Here is a 20309-nt window from a genome sequence, read left to right on the forward strand (position 1 = left end):
TAATGAATAATTGCCGCAAGCGATTGTACATACAGGCCTGAATTCACCGGGAGCGGTACGAACGCTTCCGGTTTTTTTTGTCCTGTATGGGTAAAGGGATTCGTGGAAAATTAAGGACCCATAAGTGTATCAGTTTTATTGGAATATCAGGGCGATACGATAATCTGCCTGTCTTTGATCTCGAAATGTACTTCTCCTGTCATCTCCAGTATTTTCAGCACCTGTGACACCGGCACGTTCCGGGGTATGATACCGCGGAAGTGTGCCGGGACCGGCGCCGTGAACACCACGTCCACATTGTACCAGCGTGCTATCATGCGCATGACGGAAGCCGCGTCGTTGCCTTCCAGCTGAATGAGGCCGTTTTTCCAGGCCACCGCTTCTTCTGTATTTACCTGCTGTTGAAGGGAGAGCTGATCGTGTTGTTTATCCAGCTGCGCCCCCTGTCCCGGCGCCAGCTGTTTGCTGTTGCCGTTGCGGCTTACTTTCACCGCGCCTTCCAGCAGGGTTGTCTTCACCACCGATTCATCGGCATAAGCCATAATATTGAACTGTGTGCCCAGCACCGCTACTTCCATGCTGTCATTATGCTGACCGGTGCGCACCGTTACTTTAAAGGGCTTGGCAGTATTGCGGGCCACCTCAAAATAGGCCTCTCCGTTCAGCTCTACCTGTCTGGCGGCGCCTTTGAAGGCCACCGGGTATTTCAGGGAGCTGGCAGCGTTGAGCCATACTTTGGTGCCGTCCGGGAGCGTTACCTGGAACTGGCCGCCACGGGGCGTGCGCAGGGTATTGTATTGTAAGATGTCTGGTTGAGCTGATGTAGCAGCGTACAGGAGTTGTCCGCCTGCCGGCTGACTGATTTTGGTGTTGCCTTGTTGCGTGAGTGCTCCGCTGGCGGCGCTGTCGAGCGGCAGCTCCGTGCCGTCTGCCAGGACGAGCATGGCTTTGTTGCCGCCGGGCGCCACATCGTGCAATACCGGCGTAGCAGCCACCGTAGCTGGTTTATGGGCAGCCGGCCGCAGGAACCAGAACAGGCCGGCGGACAACAGCAATATAGCGGCGGCAGCAGCGGGTATCCAGCGCAGGCGGCGCGGCGGATGGAGCGGAATAACCGTGTCCGTACGCTCCGGCCGGTCGGCAGCCAGGATTTTGCCAGCGATATCATCCCAGTAGGCCTTATCGTAGCCAGCAGTGGCGTTGTCCGGAAGTTCCTGCAGCAGCAGCGTTTCCACCTGTTGCGTGAGGGTGCCGCTGGTATCATCCCTGATCAGCGTCGATAATTCCTGCAACTCTGCCGCAGTGGCAACGTGTTGCAAAGCCTGCCCCAGCAGGTAGGTAAGGCGGTCTTGTGTTGACAAATGGCGATCGTTTTTGACAGTTTAAACGTGGTTGATTTTGGTATGTTCTTCAAACGTGAAATACCCCCTTCTGATAAACAGACGCGCGAGCGGACATTTAGGACCTATCGAAGGAAAAAAAAATTTTACACCCGCAAAAGCCAGAGGATGAGCGCGGGAAAAAGCATCCCGGATTGCTCCAGGTGCTTGCGGATGGTGTGTAAAGAGCGTACCAGTGAATTTTTTACGGTATTGGGCGACAGGGACAGCTGGGCTGCGATCTCCGGTATTTTCAGTCCCTGTTCGCGGCTCAACAGGTAAATCCGCCTGGCTTGCGGCGGCAGTTGATGTACCGCGACGCCCACCTGCGCCTTCATAAAAGCATAGGCGATGTCCTCTTCCGGGCTGAAGACCGGCTCATCCGGCATCAGCGTGGCCATGGCCTTATGATGCACCGCCTTTTTACGCAGGTACGTGAAACACTGGTAAAAAACGATGCGCAGCAGCCAGGAACGGGGCTGTTCTATCTCTTTCAGCTTATCACGGCTGATCCATAAACGAAGAAATGTTTCCTGCAGGATGTCTTCCGTTACCGAAGCGGTTTTGGTGATATGCAGCGCCATCGCGCGGAACTGGGGCGCATACAGGTGAAAAAGCTGCCGGAAGGCTATTTCATCGCCTTCGGAGATCAATTGAAAAAGTTCCTTATTATCATGTGAGTACGCCTGCATGCGGGACTGCCTTCCTGCTAAAGTAGCAAAATAATTGATAGTTGTGTCCCCGCGATATACACGACATCTATTTAAATTCTTTTTATATTTTTCAGACCGAAATGAAAAAGGTAATTTTTATGAATAGCTATTCCACGTTATTTTTAAGTTGTATTGTCATCGCTTTCGCCGCCTGTTCCGGCAGCAAACATATCACAGAGCACCCCGGTTCTGCTGCCATCACCGCTTTTATCACCAGCAGCGACCAACAATACCTGCTGAAGGAGCAAACCGGTCTCCGGTTTTCCGTAGCTAACGCCAACGGTTACACTACAATAACCGTAGACCCGGCACAAACATTCCAGCCGGTGGAAGGGTTCGGGTATACCCTTACCGGTGGCAGCGCACAGCTGATCAACGCCATGAACGCCACCGCAAAACAACAGCTGTTGCAGGAGATCTTTGGCACCGGCAGCCGGCAGCTCGGCGTCAGCTATCTGCGTATCAGCATCGGCGCTTCAGACCTGAACGCAACCGTTTTTTCCTATGATGATATGCCCAAGGGAGAGACAGACGTTCCGCTGGCACACTTTTCACTCTCGCCCGATATGGCTGGCGGCACAGGGTTAGTACCGCTGCTGAAGGAGATACTACAGATCAACCCGAAACTGAAAATCATGGCGGCTCCCTGGAGCCCGCCTGTATGGATGAAAGACAACGGTTCTTCCAAAGGGGGTTCGCTGCAACCCAAATACTACAGCGTATACGCACAGTACTTCGTGAAATATGTACAGGCCATGAAAGCGGCCGGCATCCCGATAGATGCGATTACACCACAGAATGAACCACTGCATCCCGGCAATAATCCCAGCCTGAAAATGGTAGCGGAAGCACAACGCGATTTCATCAAAGACCACCTCGGACCGGCATTTGCCGCCGCTAACATCGGTACTAAAATAGTAGTGTATGATCATAACTGCGACCGGCCGGATTATCCGCTGACCATCCTGGCAGATACTGCAGCAGCCCGATACGTGCATGGTAGCGCCTTTCACCTCTATGCCGGAGATATCAGTGCGCTGACTACCGTGCACAACGCCGCTCCCGGAAAAGCTATCTACTTCACTGAACAGTGGACCGGTTCCAAAGAAACGTTTGATAACAATCTCCGCTGGCATATTAAACATGTGATCATTGGCGCCATGCGTAACTACAGTCGCACCGCCCTGGAATGGAACCTGGCCAATGATACCGCTTACAAGCCGTATACACCCGGCGGCTGCACCCAATGTAAAGGCGCCTTTACGATCAACGGTAACCACATTACCCGCAATGCAGCTTACTATATCATAGCGCATGCCTCCCGCTTTGTGCCCGCCGGCGCAGTCAGGATTGGCAGCAATAACGAAGGCAATTTCCACAGTGTGGCATTCAAAAGACCTGATGGGAAAAAAGTACTGATCGTATTAAATGACAACAACGCCGAAGCTTCGTTTAACCTTCGTTACCAGGGCAAACAGGCGGTGGCGGTTTTGCCGCCCGCCAGCGTGGGAACCTATGTTTTTTAGGGAGATGATAAAATAGTGGTTACCTCGGGGTGCCCACTATCTGCCAAACGGTCTCTTTTAGAGACCAAGCCATCCTACTTTTGTTCTCACAAAAAAACAAGTTTATGAGCAACAACAGACGATGGAAATTTACGCTTGGCGTGTGTATATGGATGTTAGGCATTCCTTTTTATTCAATGGGCCAATCATCGCCCTACACCGTTAAAATTGGCGGCATCCCCGTCACCGCGCTGACAGATGGTACCATACCTATCAATGCGGAGCAACTTTTTGCCGGCAGCGAACCAGGTAAGGTAACACAGCTACTGCAAAACTCCTTTCTGAAAAACCCGGTAGAACTCAGCATCAACGCCTATCTGATAAAGGACGGCGACAAACGTATCCTGGTAGATGCCGGGGCCGGAGAACTCATGGGTAACTATGGCGGCAAACTGGCTGCAAGTCTGAAACAAGCCGGTATCCAACCGGAAGAGATCACCGATATCCTGATCACACACGTACATTTGGACCATTCCGGCGGACTGGTCGTTGCCGGGAAAAAAGTTTTTCCCAATGCAATAGTGCATGTACATCAAACGGAGGTGGACTTCTGGCTCAATGCAAAAAACAAACAGGCCGCAGACCCTAAACACATGGGCGCTAATCCGCAGGCGTTCACCAATGCTGAAAATATGCTGACGCCTTATCTGCAAAACAACCAGGTGAAGACTTTCAGCAAGGAAACGGAAGTATTGCCACATATTACAGCTATACCTAGTCCCGGCCATACACCAGGGCACACCATCTATGTATTGAGCAGTAAAAATGAAAAGCTGTATTTCTGGGGAGACATGATCCATATGTCGGCCATACAATTCCCGGCCCCTTCCCTGCCGGACCATTTCGATGTGGACATAGCTGCCCAGCAGAAAAACCGGAAAACGCTTTATGAGCAGGCCGCACAGCAGCAACATCTTATTGCCGCCCCGCATATCTCTTTTCCCGGCATCGGGCATTTACGGAAAAACGGAGCAGGTTTCCTTTGGGTACCTGTGCCTTTTAGTCTCGAAGGAAGGACAGAGTAAACTTTGTGCAAACCCACACCGTGATATCATGGAGTGGGTTTGCGTTTTCTATAGGGATCGTTGTATTTCCGGTTCCACAATGTCAGTTGATTGAGTATCTTCAACAGGTCAATCCCCTTTTCCGTTAATGTATATTCCACGCGCATCGGCGTTTCATTAAACTCTTCACGCGCCACAATTTCATCCTCCACCAGCTCTTTCAATTGCTCCGTCAGCACTTTCTTCGAAATAATTTCAATACGCGCAAATATTTCTCCGAAGCGCAACGTTTTCAGCCCTATGGTGTAAATGACGATCGGTTTCCATTTCGTGCCGATGGTAGCCATTGTACGGGTCATCGGGCAGTTATGGCAGATAAATATCTCGTTGCTCATGCGATCAAAGGTACGGCAATTCGAACTTCAGTGATGGCGGTTGCGTATAGAGTAATACTATGTCCTTATCTATTTAATCTATCACAAACGTCCATAAATCCGAAAGCACTGGTAACCGTCTCTCCTTCGCAATCCCAGTCCTCACACCGGAATGCAATACGGCATTGTTCTTTGGTTTTAAATCTGAAATCCCGGATACCGCCTGTCAGTATGCCTATGACGGAATCTTTCCAGAATACCGGTGCTCCTGAATCGCCCGTATATACGTCGAGGTTACATATAAAACCACCAACGGAGAAGGATGAACGAACAAATGCCTTCGAAGCGACTTTCACGGGAAGCCCTAAACCGTAGCCAATAGAATAAACCTGGTCCAGCACCTCCGGGACCCGCCTTGAAACCAGCAATACTTTTTCAGGGGACAAAGGCCTGTCTGTTTTAAAAACACAATAGTCCTGTGCTGCATTGTACGTTACCACACTTTCCACCCTGTACACATCTTCCGCTTTAATCAGCAGATTGGCGTTCAGTGAATCTTTCATGCGGTACCCAAACACAATGCAAAAACGTTTATAGTTACTGTTATCCAGGCAATGGCTGGCTGTTACCATTACCGTCTTACAGATGGCAAATCCCGTACCCTGCGCCTGCACCACCGGTTGACGGTTAAAGTGTTCTCCCTCACAGGTCCCGAGTGCTGATTTCATGATTCCTCTATCGTGTAACGTATAATTGCCATCGGTTGTCTTTACCAGGTGAACAGTATCAATGATCAGTCCAACCTTTCCTGCCAGTTGTCTCATATCCGGGGACATAGTGTAAGGGTCTTCCCGGTTATCATCACCATAGTTTCCATATATTTTCAGCTTCTCCCGCTGTATCTGATCAATGGTGATGATCAGTTGCTTCTCCGTCAGCCTGCGCAACCCTCTCCTTTTCAGCAAAAAGGGAGGTAAAGTATCCTGCCCAGGCACCTCCTGCCATTTCCTACTTTGCCTCAGCTGCAGCTCTCCATACAATTCCTCGTAAGAATACTGTTGGCGTATAAATGCAGGCGTAGTAAATTCCAGCATCGCACTCATGTCAAAATCTCCCGGGCGTACCAAGGCAGTATCATCATGTGGAGCTATGGCTGTGGAATCTTCAACCGGACGGGATTCAGTGGCATTATTATTACAGGAGACAAGCGACCACACAGAAAAAAATACAATAATATTTCTTTTCATGGTATTTGGGATTTATTAAAAATACACTAATTTGGCAATAATATAATTATAACTGTCGACCTATTTCTGATATTCCTACAAGCCAATAAACCGCTTTTACAGACTCCAAAAAACACCCTGATGAAAGGTATTTCTTCCCTGTTTCTATGGCTGGCCGTTGTCCTTGTGCCTGGACATGCCTTCGGGCAATGGCCGAAAAAAAACACATCCCGGCTTATTAAAATCGAACTAAACGACAAAGGAGCACTCATCGGCACGCTGCCACCTACGCTCAACCCTTCTGACAGGCTGCAGTTCTTTATTCATGCTGCTGATACCGGAGACAGAAGGCATTTCACCCTGTTCCGGCAGGCGATGGAGCTATATAACTCGCAATGGAGCAATTCACCCTACAAGAACGGATATGAATGGCTGTTTACTGACACAGCACAGAGCAGAAAGGCCATGATAGAAGAAATCAGAAAAACGAATGCCTATCTGAACCATCCGGATGACACCCACCTGGACTCGCTGCAATCCAACAAACTATTACCCATTCCGGACAAGCAATTCAACCTTCCCGCTACCCGTATTACGATCAACTTTCCCGGCAGAGAGCCTGTCAGTGTCTCTTTAAAAAGTGTTGCCGGGGGAGCTGTTTCTGAAAAGGAATTATTGATATCAGATTATGGTGACCTGACAACCGGTCAAACCATTACTTTCCGGGTGGAACGGGAAGACAAATACCAGGCACTCGTCATTGATCACTTCAAAAAAGCAAAACGTTATTTAAACAGGGAACAGGAAAAACAATGGAACCAATTATTGAAAGAAATTATCTCTTATGCGCCATTAATAGATACTGTGGCAAATCTATCCAGAGATTATCTCAAAAAGGAAATTGACCGCGATGCTTATATAAATGGTATACAGCAAAAATGCCGGCAGATAATGACGGTCTCCGCGTTGTTGGATCAATTGCAAACGTTAAATGCGAATCGCTGGTTATCAACCTGGCTTTGGTATACCAGAGGTACACTCCGTTTCAACCCGTTTGATTTTTCCGGCGGGCAACCCCTTAAAGATTACACAGCCTTACACTTTAAGCCAGACACTTCTGGCTACTACCACAGTTTCACCACCACCGTTGACTCAGCGATTGCGCGGTTGCGCAAAAACCCAAGACCGGGCAACCCGGACACCATTCTGTTATTGGCAGATAAACAAAAACAGGGAGCCGCGAAGCTGATAGACAAGAGTGCCGGCACAACGTTCGTCAATGATAACAATAAAGCCGCTGAGGCTTTTCAACAAACCACTTCACTCACTTACAAAGGCAGTCTGTTGGTTAGTACGGAGGATCAGTTGAAATTTGTCAGGTATCACGATGCCCTCAAAGGGTATACCCTCTTCCCAAAAACCCCCAAAGACTATCCGGAAGATTATGCGATGTACGTGGGTATGTTAAATGTACCTACCGACAAGATAGTCACGCTAGACCAACGCCTGAGCGATTTCACGGAAAAAGCAGAGTTCACCAACCAGGTACAAGAGGCGCTGGGAGCCATCTCAGGAGGAAAATCCGCTGTCACCGAAGCTGCGAAAATCTTCGAGTCTATAAAAACCCTCAAGAGTGGCACTCAGAATATCGATGACAATTGTGTACAAACCGCCGGGGAAATATATGAACACTATCTTTTCGTCACCCTTGGATACCCTGGCGATCTGCCGGTACCGGATAAACTCAGCAACAAAACCGACAGCAGCAATTATAAGTATAGTAGCATCCTTGCCGCCCAGGACGATAAAGCCGCTCCTTTCACCAATGAATACAGCATCGTAGAACGGCTTGCAGCAGACACCAGCAAAAAACAGACCGCCAAAGGATTCCGCTACAACGTAGGCAAACTCCGTTCCTTTGCTATCGGCGCGGGACTGGCATTCGGCTTCTCCCAGGTGACGCAGGTAAATGCAGATTCCGTTGGCGCGCTCTCTACTGCTACCGATGCAGCCAGGGCCAAGTTTATAGTAGGGCTTAAATACTACCCTTTCAAAACTTTCCTGAGAGATAATGGCATCTGCCCGAGATGGCCGGAGCGCCGCTTTTCGCTATTCGGTGGTTTTGAGGTACTGGACCCGCTCAACAACCTCTATCTCGGCATTGGCTATGATATCGTTCCTGGCCTGAACGTGAACGTGGGCGCCAATTTCTACCGACAACATTATTACCGCGTGCAAAATGATAGAATACTCGACAAGGCAACCAGAATGCCTGCTGTCGGCTATCTGGCCATCACCTTAGACCCGGAAGTGGTAGTAGACCTCATCAAATTAATGGCAAAGTAAAACCAGGAACCCGACATGAAAAAAATCTTCCCCATACTCACCGTTATCACCTTCATTTATCTGCTGTCTAACTGCGGAAAAAAAGAATTTGATGATATCAGCGGTAATAAAAAGTTATCCGGGCGCATCTACCTGGTAGATACCCTCGGGACCGTTCTGGAACCGCAGCTGCTTAAAAGTAAAAAAGTGTACATCCGTTATACCGGCAGCTCCACCAGTGACTATCTGTATTCGGTTGTCAGCGGTGCTGATGGTTATTTTACCTTCACCAACCTGTCTGCTCAATCCTATACGGTATTTACAGAGGAAGTCCGCTCAGGCATCAAATATACAGATGCACAGCCAGTTGATCCCGGACAAAAAGATTCCATAGTGTTACGGCTAAAGCCGGATACCTTGCAGCAACGGCTGTTAAACCTGATCGTGACAGACAAAAACAAAGAGCGGGTATCCGGTTCCATTGTCTACATCTACAGCAGCCAGCTGGTGGCAGATAATGATGCTGCCATTACAGGCGCCGGTTCTATCCTGGCAGATACCACCGGCATCTATGGCAACAAATTGCGTATAGGCCTCGGCGATGGCAAATACTATTTTAAGGCTAAACGGGCATTAACAGATACCACGCTGCGGTCCCGTACACTGGTGAGTGCGGCCATCTCCGGGAATGGACTTAGGGACATTACCGTGTCTATTGAATAAATGCCCACATAAAAGAAGCTGCCACAAATTACTTTTGAGGCAGCTTCTTTTATGTTAACCATATCAGGTCTAATCCCTTAGGGTCACCGGAAAAACCTCATCTATCTTATGGGTCCCCTCCTTAATCGAAACCACATTTCCATGATCCCCGATTTTAAAATCAATCAGGTATTTATTAATCTTTGACAGCAGATTAAACTCGATTTCAAATTCATTGGAGGGTTTCCAATATCCTCTCAATGCATACAGATGGCCTGAACCGGCATCCTGGTAAAATTTATAGGCAGTGCCCATTCCCAAAGGATAGATGACAGTTTGTTCCCCTACTTGCTTCAACATCAGGGATAGACTTCCTTTCTTCCATATAATTTCGGCGCTTTCAATGGCCAGGCTGTTCTTCGGGAAAATGATTGTTTTATTAAATAACTTTCCTTTTTCACCACCTATGGAAATATTCCCGGGTGAATCGACATCCGCTTTTTCCGCCTGAAGTTCCAATTTTTTCAAGTTGTTATAGGCTACCGGATCAGGCTCCAATTTTTCATCAACGTGGAGCGATTTACCAATAATATCACCAATCCGTTCCTTATCCTCTTCATTAACGCCACCTCCCGTAATGATGACAACGGCATTGTGTCCAGAATCGACCCGTATCTTTTGCCATCCTCTGCCTTCGGCATTGTAAGCATGATTCTTGTCTATCCAAAAACCGTATCCGTAGCCATTTTCGTTTGGAAATACCGTGTTCATTGTTTTGGCTTTTTTCAGCCACGCTGCGGAAATAATAGTTTTGTTATTCCATTGGCCACCGTCTAACAATAGCTGGCCAATTTTAGCCATATCATGTGGTTTCAGGGCGAGGTCACCCCAACCGTAATTAATACCCTGCTTATTTTTCGACCAATAAATGGATGTTATCCCTAAATCATCAAAGAGGTATTTTTTAGCAAAATCTTCAGGGGACAACCTGGTTGCCCGGTAAATAATTTCAGACAGCAAGTAATAATTGCAGCTGCAATAAGAGAATTGTTGACCGGGATTAGTTACAAAAGGAACATCGAATATAAATTTGGGCCAGTTGTTTGATGGAAATAATTCATGGAACAGGCTATCTTCATTTGAAAAGCCGCAATCAAAACCCGATTTCATGGTGAGCAGGTCTTTGATGGATAATGTTTCAAAACCCTTACCTGTTAGTTTGATCTCCGGGAAAAAGGAAGCAACCAATTGATCTTCCCCCTTAATATATCCCTTATCTATGGCGATGCCAATAAGCAGGGATGTTACTGATTTGGTGCAAGACGCTATGTCATGCCGTAAATCTGAACGAAAAGGATAAAAACAGGCATCAAATACGATCTTCTTATTCCGAATGATTAAAAGGCTGTGAATATTTATGTTGTTTTCTTTTACATAAGTAAATATATTACTTAGGCCCTTTGAGGAAAACCCTACCTCTTCCGGCGCGGAGAAAGAAAATATTCCATTCGGGTTCCTGGGTTTAGAGACCTTTTTTATTTGAGAAAAAATCAGCACTGTTTTAAATAACAACAGTAGCAATAAAGTTGTGCTTTTATAACGGGAACTGTACATAACGGGAAATGCATTTATATAGGCTAATATAAAAAATTTCCCGGACAGCTGATTTCTTTGATATTGGAAGTCATGTCAGGCTTGATTATCGAAGCCTGACGCCCAACTAATTCGCCCGGCTTCTTTCATCTTCATTCCCAAAATCCCGTTGTTTAAATTTAAGGCTGTTGTTGCCAAACTTATAACTCAGCGAAACCCTGAACCCTCTTGTATCGCCATAGCTGCGCACCGTATTTTTAATCCCATTGGAATAATAGGTAATCAGCGGCCGTTGGGCATTCAGCAGGTCCTCCCCGGTAACGGTGAGCGACAGCTTTTTGTTGGCCATCAGGAACTTCATGGACACATCCAGGATGTTCATCGTTGATATATGAAAGATCTGGTAACGGCCCGGCAGTTGCAAGGCATAGTTAACACTGAAGAAAAGCGTCTTTGACTTGTTCAGGGTAAAGTCATTGTTCGTGTAACAGTAGCCGTTATACCCATCCGTTGACTGGATAAAACCCGACCGGGATTTCACCTGCTGATAGTTCACATTAAACCCGGTAAAGCTGTTCCACCAGGACCACAGGCTGAAATTATAGTACGTCGAAAAACCCAGCTGGTAAGTATTACCGTAGTTCACCGGTGTTTGCCGGGTGATATTGGTCACGCTGTCCACGATGGACAGCTCCTGCCCGAAATCAGTCACCTTTGAATAATAGACGGAGCTTACCCACTGCTGATTCCGCACATAGGAAAATTCGAGATTATCAATGTACGAAGGCTTTAAGAACGGATTCCCTTCGGAGTAGAAATAAGGGCTGGTACGGACCACAAACGGATTCAGGTAGTCGAAGTCCGGACGGCGTATCCTGCGGCTATAGTTGAGTGAGAACGAATTTTTATCGTCCGGCACATGGGTCACGTAAGCTGTGGGGAACAACTGCATATAACGATTGGTATTGGTCTGGTCCAGGTTTTTGGAGTACCCTTTGGTTTGGGTGGCCTCCGCCCGTAACCCTGCCTGGGCTTCCCATTTCGTCCCTAATTTCCTGTTGGCAGAAAAATACAGGGCTTCGTTGTATTCCTGGTAGTTAAAAATATTGGATTGACCGGTATTTAACACCGGGCTTCCGGTGTGATGATCATATACCGCCAGGTCATTATTGGTATTGGTATAGGAAACCTTGCCGCCGAAGCTGATGTTCGCCCATGCATAAGGCAGGGATACATCCACCTTGCCGGAGTAGTTGTTGATTTTATTGGCATTGGTATTGGTCGAAGAAAAGAACGTGCCCGGCACGATGGTTTTATCCTGGCCCAGTTCATTACCGGCAAAGAAACGGCTGTCTTTTTTCCGGTAGCTAAAATAATCAACATCCACGGTGATGCTTTTGCCCGACGAATCCAGCGTGAAAGCATGATACCAGTTCAACGCATCCATCTGAGGTTTATTATTGGCCGTCGCGTTGGATGCGATATAGCCATTCACAGCTTTCTCGGTATTACCGAAGCGGGTAGTCAGTGGACTGTTCTCTGATGTTTTGTCCGTAAAGCTGCCGAGGTATTTGAAGCCAGTGGTCCATTTATGGGTTATTTTATAGTCAATGCCCAAACCGGCGCTGAGTACATCACTTTGTGATTGATTACGTATTTCCTGCTGCCATTGTTCGTGGGGGTAAAATATCTGCTCTTCGGAGGTGGTCAGCAATTGCTGTCTGCTTTTGCTGAGAGAAGCCTGTAAGGCGATTTTTCCGTGATTGTAGTTAAATAACCCCTGAAGACTTCCGCCGTTATAGGTTTTCTGCGTATAGGCGGCGCCGATACTGGCGTCCCATGAATTAGCTTTTGCCTTTTTTAGTTTGATGTTGATCAACCCGCTGTTCCCTTCGGCCTCGTATTTTGCCGGCGGAGCGGTGATCACTTCTATGCTTTTGATATTATCCGCCGGGATGGATTTCAGGAAAACGGTCAAATCCTCCTGGGACATGCGCTGGAGGCGGTCTTCCACCATCACCAGCACCTCCCCTTTACCTACGATGGAAACATTGTCCTGCTGTACTCTCACGCCCGGCGTGGCCTTCAGGGCGTCCAGCGCCGTTCCGCCGGTGGGCATGACCGCCTTTTCCATGTTAAAGACCAGCCGGTCTACCTTCTGCTCAACCAGCTTCTTTGCGGAAGTGATGGTAACGCCCTGCAGCTCCGTACCCTCCTGGATTTCAATCGTTCCCAGGTCCATATCTTTGTCCAGCACCATTTCCCGGTCGAGGCCCGTATTGCCGAATTGCCTGATCACCAACCGGTAAACACCTTTCGGCGCTTTCAGTGAGAAACGGCCCAGGCTGTCCGCCATAGCTTGTGCGGCAGGAACCGAATCCCGCTTCAACAGGCCTGCATATACGAAACCTACGGCTTCCTTACGTTGATTGATAACCTTGCCGCTGACAGAGAATTGCTGACATAGTGCCTGGGAACAATATAAAACCGCTGCGAGTAAAAAGAGGATCTGCTTCATGTGCTGTGGATTAAATGTGGCACAAAACTGCGCGGTTTACATGCCTTCTACCACTTTTATCGACAAACCCCTTTCGTTTTCCGACGAACCCGGTTTTGTATCTTTTTGGAAATGAATAGCTTTGTAAAAAACAGTCAGATGGTATACCAGGGCACATTATCGAGAAAAAGGGAATTATTGGTCCATATCCTGTTTTGGATACTGACTGCCTATTTTACTTTCGTTAAAAATCCTATACATGCCAGGATACTCGTGCCTGACCTCTTCTACACCACCTACGTGATCGTATTTGTGTTCACCTTCTACTTCCACTATTTTATTGTGATGAAGCAGGTATTCAAATCCTTCCGGTGGGTAAAGCTGCTGGCCGGCCTATTTGTCTCTTACCTGTTCTTTACCGGCGCGAGATGGTTAACGGAACAGGTGATCACCGGGATGTTGTTTAACCAAACGAACTACATCAACCCCACGTTTATCAACTATATGCTGGACAACCTGCACTACAGCAGCATGCCTATCATTTTCAGTTCATTTCTCTGGCTGGGCATTTATTTCATCCGTCTCCTGGAATATAACAAAGCAATCCTGGAAGAAAATAAAAATACGGAGATCAAATTCCTGAAAGCCCAGATCAATCCTCATTTTATCTTCAATACGCTCAATAATATTTACTCCATGGTATATTTTCAGTCCGACAAATCACTGACCGCGATTGAAAAACTCAGCCAGGTAATGCGGTTCACCACCTACGAATCACAAAAAGAGAAGGTCAGGTTAGCGGATGAAATCAACTATATACAGGCATACATCGAACTGGAACAATTGCGACACCAGGAAACAGGGTTTATACATTTTACCAGTAAAGTAGAAAATGAGCACATCGAAATACCGCCTTATATACTGTCACCGCTGGTGGAGAATGCTTTAAAACACGGGGCCACGTCCGGCGAAAGCCCCATCGAGATTACACTTACCGCCGATAACCAGCAACTCATTTTTAAGACCTCCAACGAAATCGGCACGCAAAAAAAAGACAAATTAGGCGGTATAGGCCTTGATAATCTGAAAAAACGGTTGCAAATTCACTATCCCGATGGGCATCAGTTAAACCTGACCCGGGACAACAACCGGTTCACCGCCGAGCTGCTAATTCAACTACGATGAAGAAAAAGATAAACTGTATCATATTAGACGACGAGCCGTTTGCCGTAAAACTGATTGCGGACTACGCCTCCAAAGTGCCGCAGCTGAATGTGCTGTACGCTGACAGTGACGTTTACAAGGCCATTGAGGTGCTGAACCGGGAGACCGTTGACCTGATCTTCCTCGATATCCAGATGCCACAACTGACGGGGATCGAGCTGATGCAATTGTTTAATCAAAAACACAATTTCATCATCATCTCTGCCTATGCGGAATATGCGCTGGACGCTTTCCAGTTTCATGTAGTAGATTTTTTGCTGAAGCCGGTCACCTTCAACCGGTTCTACCAGAGCGTAGAAAAGTACACCCGCTGGCAGGAAACCTTCCAGACGACGGACGATACCGACAACTCCCTGTTTGTAAAAGCCGACCGCAAACATTATAAAATCGCTACTGATGATATTCTCTATATAGAAGGGCTCAAAGATTATATCCGGATACACACCACCGATGAAAAGATCATGGTGCTGGAGACCATGAAAGATATCCTTGAAAAGCTGCCGCCAAAGCAGTTCGTGCGCATTCATCGTTCGTATATCATTCCCCTGAACAAAATCAAACTCATTGAGGGCAATCAAATCCAGATGATTGATGGCACCTTCCTGCCTATCGGAGAAACCTACCGCAAGCTGGTGGGTGAATGGACAGAGCGGAAATAAAGACCGATAAATCATCTATAAAATTTGTACTATTGAGAAAGTGAACAAGACAAGCATTAAAAATAATTCCATCATGATGCAAACAAGCCGCACGCTCCTCTCCCTATTACTGGCCATCTGCTTTTTACCGGCATATGCCCAGACACGCACCAAGGCAGCAGCCCTGCAACAATTCATGAGTGACCGCTTCGGCATGTTTATTCATTGGGGACCGGTAAGCCTGCGTGGCACTGAGATCGGCTGGAGCCGGGACAAAGAAGTTCCCATCAACGATTACGACAGCTTGTACAAGGAATTTAATCCCGTGCTTTTTGATGCCGACGCCATTGTCAAAACCGCCAAAGATGCAGGCATGAAGTACCTGACCATCACCGCAAGGCATCACGACGGCTTCTGTCTGTGGCCTACGAAGTATACAGATTACAACATCGCCCATACACCTTACCGGAAGGATATCGTCAAAGCCTTACAGGTGGCTTGTAAGAAGCAGGGCATCAAATTTTGCATCTACTATTCCGTACTGGACTGGCATCATCCTGACTACCCGATTCACTCTGCACATAATGGTCAGATCGACCCCAAAGCAGACATGAACAAATATCTTGTTTTCATGAAAAACCAGCTCCGGGAGCTGATTGAACAATACGATCCATATATGCTCTGGTTCGATGGCCAGTGGGAACAGCCATGGACCAACGATATGGGCAAAGATATCTATGCTTACCTGACTACCTTAAAACCGGATATCATCACCAACAACAGGCTGGGAAAAGAATTCGCCGCCATGGACAACAAAGCGATAGATGCAGCGAAGATGGTAGGCGACTATGATACGCCGGAACGGGTAGTAGGCCGCCTGAATATGGCTATGCCGTGGGAAAGCTGTTTTACCATCTGTCAACAGTGGGCGTGGAAACCCAACGACAAACTGGAGCCGCTGGACACGTGCCTGTCCGTTCTCTCCCGCACTGCCGGCAGCAATGGTAACCTGTTACTGAATGTAGGCCCTATGCCGGATGGACGGATAGAAGCCCGGCAAATCAAACGCCTGAAAGAAATAGGCGACTGGCTGAAAATAAATGGTGCTGCTGTTTATAACACCAAAGGCGGTCCTTATGAACCTACCGCAGACTATGTGACCACCCGCAGCAACAACGCGATATTTGTGCATGTACTGAATACCCGGCTCGCTGAGATATCGCTGAAAGCCATTCCGAACATGAGCATCCGGCAGGCGCGCACCCTGACAGGCCTCAGCGTACCCACCACCATCAGCAACGGAACATATCTTCTGACACTCCCGGCTACGCTCAAAGGGCAACAGGAATATGTTGTTAAACTGGACATGGACAACAATACCGAAGCGGTTCCTGTAATAAAATAAGTTTGTCTTATACCTCCGAAGTGGTGATACCGTACTTTTGCCTGAACGAAAAATAAAAGTGGGAAAGGTTTTCAAAGCCCAGCTCCAGGTAGAAATCAGACGGCTTTTGTTGTTTATGCCTGATCAGGTAATGTGCTTCCTCCAGCCGTCTTTCCTTGAGCCATATTTTCGGCGTGGTGCCGAATATTTTGGCGAAATCCCGTTTAAAGCCGGAGAGGCTCCGGCCGGTTAGTCTGGCCAGCGTAGCCACCGGAACATTAAACATGTAGTTTTGTTGCATAAACTCCTGCAGGTCTATTTTGTGGGGCTCCGAAAAATCAAACAGTAAATTTTTGAAATCCGGGTTGCTTTGCAGCAGCAGTTCTATGGCCTCCCTGATCTTCAGGTCAGCCAGTTTGGGGGTAGCTTCTTTTGTCCGGTTAATATACGGGGTGAGGGACATAAAATAACTTCTGAGAAACTCATCCGGTTTGAAGAACAACTTTTGACTGTTCCTGTAGCCGCCGCTGACGCTGATTTTGTTTTCTGCTGCACAACGTCGCAATGCTGCGGTATCCAGTGTGATGGCGAGGAACTGATAGTTTCCTTCTTTGGACGGATATTTAATGGTGCGGATGAGTTGATTTTTGGGTACAAATACAACGGTGTTTTCCCTGATCACGGCATGACCATCAGCATGGAATGCATGGGTTTCCCCTGAGAGTTGAAACCCTAAAAAATGTTCGGGTATAAACTCTTCATGTCCCCTGTACTTCTCAAAAGCACAGGAATAGACAAACCTGTCAAATATGATTTCAGCTTTAGCTTCCATAATACGAATATCGCGGAAATCCTAAAGATTTCCGTGTGCCCCGGCCATGGCTATTTCTTTGTCTTGTTCCGGTGTTCCGCCAGACGAAGCGATGGCCCCGATCATATTTCCTTCTTTGTTTTTTATAGTGACGCCACCCGCAATGGTCAACAGGCCTTCATTGGCATTGATCATTCCGTATCCGTTCATACCGGCCCCGGCAATGATAGTACCCATTACATCAGTATCTACGCCAAACATGACCGCTGTCTTCGCTTTTTTGACAGCAAAGTCTGCCACGCCGTATACGCTGTTCCACCGGCCGAAAGCTACCAAGTGCCCGCCGGTGTCCACCACCGCTATGCTCACCGGTATGTTCAGTTCCCTGGCTTTCTCTATTGCCGCCGACACTGCTTTCGCAGCGTTATCATATGTTATATTCATTTTCTTTTTTTATGGAGATATGGATAAAAAGAAATGCACAGGCAAATGCCTGTGCATTCGCCTAACTTTTCACTGACCAGGCATCACTTTGCAGTTGCTTCACAAAATCTTCTGTTTCTTTCGGGTGCACGTTTCTAAAGTTAGGTTGGTCATCCAACGCCACATTTACGATGACGTCTGCCATGGATTCGGGGTCTAATTGATGTGCGAGGGAGTCTGCGACGCCGTCGAATGCGCTTGCCGGTGTGAAATTCACGGACGGATCGTACCAGCGGGCAATGGAATCCACGCCCCGGTCATTAAAGCCGGTCCCAAAAACACCAGGATTACAAGTAGCAATTTTAATATTGAAAGGGGCCAGTTCGGTTTTCAGTCCTTCTGCAATGGCCTCCAGTGCATGTTTGGAGGCACAGTAAGCGGCCACGTAAGGAACCGTCCACAAGCCGCCCATCGAGGACGTGAATACAATTTTCCCTTTTTTCTGCCGGACGAATTTTTTGATGAAGCCCTGTGCCAGCTCCAATGCGCCAAAAAGATTCACGTCGAACATCGAGCGCACCAGTTCCAATGGCTGTTCTGCGATAGGACCGCCTTCCATGATACCGGCGTTGCTGATTAAAATATCGATGTCATATTTTTTGAGCACATAGGCGATATCGCGGGGATTGGTCACATCCAGTTTGTCAACCGTGAGTTCAATCCCTTTTTCCGCGGCCTCCCGGACCAGGTCGCTCATCTGCGGGTATACCTGCGTAGTGGCAATGACGTTATGTCCTTTCTCAGCCAGTTTAAACGCGGCGATTTTACCAAATCCACTGGCTGCTCCTGTTATTAAAATGGTTTTACTCATCTGTCAAGAAAATTAGTACACCACAAAATTGAACAAACCAGTTATAAAATAGCTTGGCGAGAAGTCCAAATTCATATTGCCGGGCAGCTCACCACTTCAGGGGGATGGTAAAGGGGTGCTACTGCATCCAGGTGAGGGTCATGCTACATACTGGTTCCATGTTGTTCCTTAAGACGTTTCATATCCCCTTCCGGCAGGTCAAGTTTGTTTAGCTGTAGGTTGCACTCTGCGGCATAGTCATGGTCCCCCATCACGGAGGCCAGGTCCATCCGTATGATCAGTGCTTCTGCCATCGTCACCTTATCTTCATGAGCCGCTTTTTTCAGCGCCACGTCCAGGATTTTCACCGCCGCTTTTTCATCTTCTTTATAGTCTCTGAACCTGGTGGCTTGGGTGATGGCCTTCCGCAGCGGACTTTGGTGCTCGTTGTCGGCCTCCTCCCATGTTTCCTGGTCTTTGTCACCCAGGCCAATGAAAATGATGCCATTACCGGAAACATCTGTTAATGTAAACCGGGTGGTGCCGGGTTTCATCCGGGAGATGCGCGGCTGGCCGGTATGGGGTACTCTCCCCAGCTTTGCCTTCATTCTTTCCGTGAATTCCCGGTACACTTCTGCCGCGTCCGGCACCGCTACGAGACAACCATGGTACTGGGCTGTTCCCATCCCTTTGAAACCGCCAAAATGTATCGCAGACCCGCCCCTTTCCACGACACCGTATTGATAAGGGCGGGTTTGTTTGTAGGTGATCTCAAATCCCAGCATTTCCCAAAAGGAAAGCGTTTCTTCTATGGAGGCACATGGCAGGCCCGGAATGGTGGTCCATACTTTTTTACGGGTGTTATCAGTCATTGGAGCAAATCGTTTGATTGCCGCAAACCTAGTCACTCCCCCGCAGCGCGCCATGTTTATATACTTTTTTGTATATAAAGGAAATATTAGTCCTGGCTGCTCTCTACACCGACTTCGTTCATCAGAAAAAAACCGTATGCAGTCAGCTGATCAATAATGGGCAATGCACTCCGGCCAAGCGATGTAAGTTCATACTCCACCCTTGGCGGCTTTTCGATATAGGTATGCCGGGTCAGCATTTTTTTGTCTTCCAGTTCCCGTAACTGGGTAATCAGCATTTTGTCAGAAATACGTGGAATAGCTATTTTCAGATCACCGTATCGTACAGCCCCGTTTCTCAGACACAGGAGAATAGGCATTTTCCATGTACCGCCGATGTGTGTCATGACAAATTCGATAGGATTATAGTATAACCTGTTGTTGTATGTAAATTCCATGATGATAGTTTAACCTGGAGCGAAGACAAGTTACAATAAGATTTGGTTGTAAAGTTTGCTGCACCGGACCATCGAAATCAGGACACGTCACCGCATGGCTTTTTTAGATCAGAAGATGTTCATTACACCTGGGGAAATAAGCGTCATTTTAACACCCTCTTTAAACTACAAGTCCGTTACTTCGCGCATCCACAGCCCATTTGAATACTAATTGAGCAATTGCTGGTATTATTTTACCGGTGGTAGGGATTTGCTGCTGACGATAGTTTTTATTTTATACTTTTCTGGTATT

18 protein-coding genes are annotated in these 20309 nt (G+C 47.6%); 7 read left to right on the forward strand and 11 right to left on the reverse strand.

Annotation, left to right across the window (positions count from 1 at the left end):
- Window positions 1-146: 146 nt before the first annotated feature.
- Window positions 147-1361, reverse strand: coding sequence for a FecR family protein (locus HHL17_RS22355; protein WP_169227008.1), 1215 nt, complete (start codon window positions 1359-1361; stop codon window positions 147-149).
- 125 nt (window positions 1362-1486) lie between these two features.
- Window positions 1487-2071 carry an RNA polymerase sigma factor gene (locus HHL17_RS22360; protein WP_169227009.1) on the reverse strand — a complete coding sequence of 195 codons (585 nt, stop codon included), beginning with the start codon at window positions 2069-2071 and terminating at the stop codon, window positions 1487-1489.
- A gap of 119 nt (window positions 2072-2190) precedes the next feature.
- Here HHL17_RS22360 and HHL17_RS22365 point away from each other — a divergent pair, with 119 nt between their 5' ends.
- Complete coding sequence (locus HHL17_RS22365) at window positions 2191-3618, forward strand: glycoside hydrolase family 30 protein (protein ID WP_206156124.1); 1428 nt, start codon at window positions 2191-2193, stop codon at window positions 3616-3618.
- 104 nt (window positions 3619-3722) lie between these two features.
- Window positions 3723-4682, forward strand: coding sequence for an MBL fold metallo-hydrolase (locus HHL17_RS22370; RefSeq protein ID WP_169227011.1), 960 nt, complete (start codon window positions 3723-3725; stop codon window positions 4680-4682).
- 26 nt (window positions 4683-4708) lie between these two features.
- On the opposite strand, the gene HHL17_RS22375 is transcribed toward HHL17_RS22370, so the two are convergent.
- Window positions 4709-5056 (reverse strand): winged helix-turn-helix transcriptional regulator, encoded by a 348-nt coding sequence (locus tag HHL17_RS22375; protein ID WP_206156125.1) that lies wholly within the window; start codon window positions 5054-5056, stop codon window positions 4709-4711.
- 65 nt (window positions 5057-5121) lie between these two features.
- Entirely contained in the window at window positions 5122-6282 is a 1161-nt protein-coding gene (locus HHL17_RS22380) for a trypsin-like serine peptidase (RefSeq protein WP_169227012.1), read from the reverse strand.
- Window positions 6283-6402: 120 nt separating this feature from the next.
- On the opposite strand from HHL17_RS22380, the gene HHL17_RS22385 reads away from it, so the two are divergent.
- Both HHL17_RS22385 and HHL17_RS22390 read left to right on the forward strand, forming a co-directional pair.
- Entirely contained in the window at window positions 6403-8607 is a 2205-nt protein-coding gene (locus tag HHL17_RS22385; protein ID WP_169227013.1) for a hypothetical protein, read from the forward strand.
- Between the two features lie 15 nt (window positions 8608-8622).
- Window positions 8623-9309 (forward strand): hypothetical protein, encoded by a 687-nt coding sequence (locus HHL17_RS22390; RefSeq protein WP_169227014.1) that lies wholly within the window; start codon window positions 8623-8625, stop codon window positions 9307-9309.
- 69 nt (window positions 9310-9378) lie between these two features.
- On the opposite strand, the gene HHL17_RS22395 is transcribed toward HHL17_RS22390, so the two are convergent.
- Together HHL17_RS22395 and HHL17_RS22400 are read right to left on the reverse strand one after the other, a co-directional pair.
- Window positions 9379-10902 carry a serine hydrolase domain-containing protein gene (locus HHL17_RS22395; RefSeq protein WP_169227015.1) on the reverse strand — a complete coding sequence of 508 codons (1524 nt, stop codon included), beginning with the start codon at window positions 10900-10902 and terminating at the stop codon, window positions 9379-9381.
- Window positions 10903-11008: 106 nt separating this feature from the next.
- On the reverse strand, window positions 11009-13399 hold the full coding sequence (locus HHL17_RS22400; RefSeq protein WP_169227016.1) for an outer membrane beta-barrel family protein: 2391 nt from the start codon (window positions 13397-13399) through the stop codon (window positions 11009-11011).
- Between the two features lie 111 nt (window positions 13400-13510).
- Here HHL17_RS22400 and HHL17_RS22405 point away from each other — a divergent pair, with 111 nt between their 5' ends.
- From HHL17_RS22405 to HHL17_RS22415, 3 genes are all read left to right on the forward strand, one after another.
- Entirely contained in the window at window positions 13511-14563 is a 1053-nt protein-coding gene (locus tag HHL17_RS22405; protein WP_206156126.1) for a sensor histidine kinase, read from the forward strand.
- Window positions 14560-15261, forward strand: coding sequence for a LytR/AlgR family response regulator transcription factor (locus tag HHL17_RS22410; protein ID WP_169227017.1), 702 nt, complete (start codon window positions 14560-14562; stop codon window positions 15259-15261). The genes HHL17_RS22405 and HHL17_RS22410 overlap by 4 nt, the downstream gene beginning before the upstream one ends.
- Window positions 15262-15334: 73 nt before the next feature.
- Entirely contained in the window at window positions 15335-16645 is a 1311-nt protein-coding gene (locus tag HHL17_RS22415) for an alpha-L-fucosidase (protein WP_169227018.1), read from the forward strand.
- Between the two features lie 7 nt (window positions 16646-16652).
- On the opposite strand, the gene HHL17_RS22420 is transcribed toward HHL17_RS22415, so the two are convergent.
- From HHL17_RS22420 to HHL17_RS22440, 5 genes are all read right to left on the reverse strand, one after another.
- Window positions 16653-17456, reverse strand: a complete 804-nt coding sequence (locus HHL17_RS22420) for a helix-turn-helix domain-containing protein (protein WP_169227019.1) — start codon at window positions 17454-17456, stop codon at window positions 16653-16655.
- A 21-nt stretch (window positions 17457-17477) separates the two neighbouring features.
- A complete protein-coding gene (locus tag HHL17_RS22425) occupies window positions 17478-17879 on the reverse strand; it encodes a GlcG/HbpS family heme-binding protein (protein ID WP_169227020.1) in 402 nt (133 codons plus the stop codon).
- Window positions 17880-17940: 61 nt separating this feature from the next.
- Window positions 17941-18729 (reverse strand): SDR family oxidoreductase, encoded by a 789-nt coding sequence (locus HHL17_RS22430; protein ID WP_169227021.1) that lies wholly within the window; start codon window positions 18727-18729, stop codon window positions 17941-17943.
- A 143-nt stretch (window positions 18730-18872) separates the two neighbouring features.
- Window positions 18873-19580, reverse strand: a complete 708-nt coding sequence (locus HHL17_RS22435) for a VOC family protein (RefSeq protein ID WP_169227022.1) — start codon at window positions 19578-19580, stop codon at window positions 18873-18875.
- 86 nt (window positions 19581-19666) lie between these two features.
- On the reverse strand, window positions 19667-20017 hold the full coding sequence (locus tag HHL17_RS22440) for a winged helix-turn-helix transcriptional regulator (protein WP_206156127.1): 351 nt from the start codon (window positions 20015-20017) through the stop codon (window positions 19667-19669).
- Between the last annotated feature and the right edge of the window lie 292 nt (window positions 20018-20309).

Origin of the sequence: Chitinophaga fulva, from assembly GCF_012927205.1 — a bacterium.
Lineage (GTDB): Bacteria > Bacteroidota > Bacteroidia > Chitinophagales > Chitinophagaceae > Chitinophaga > Chitinophaga fulva.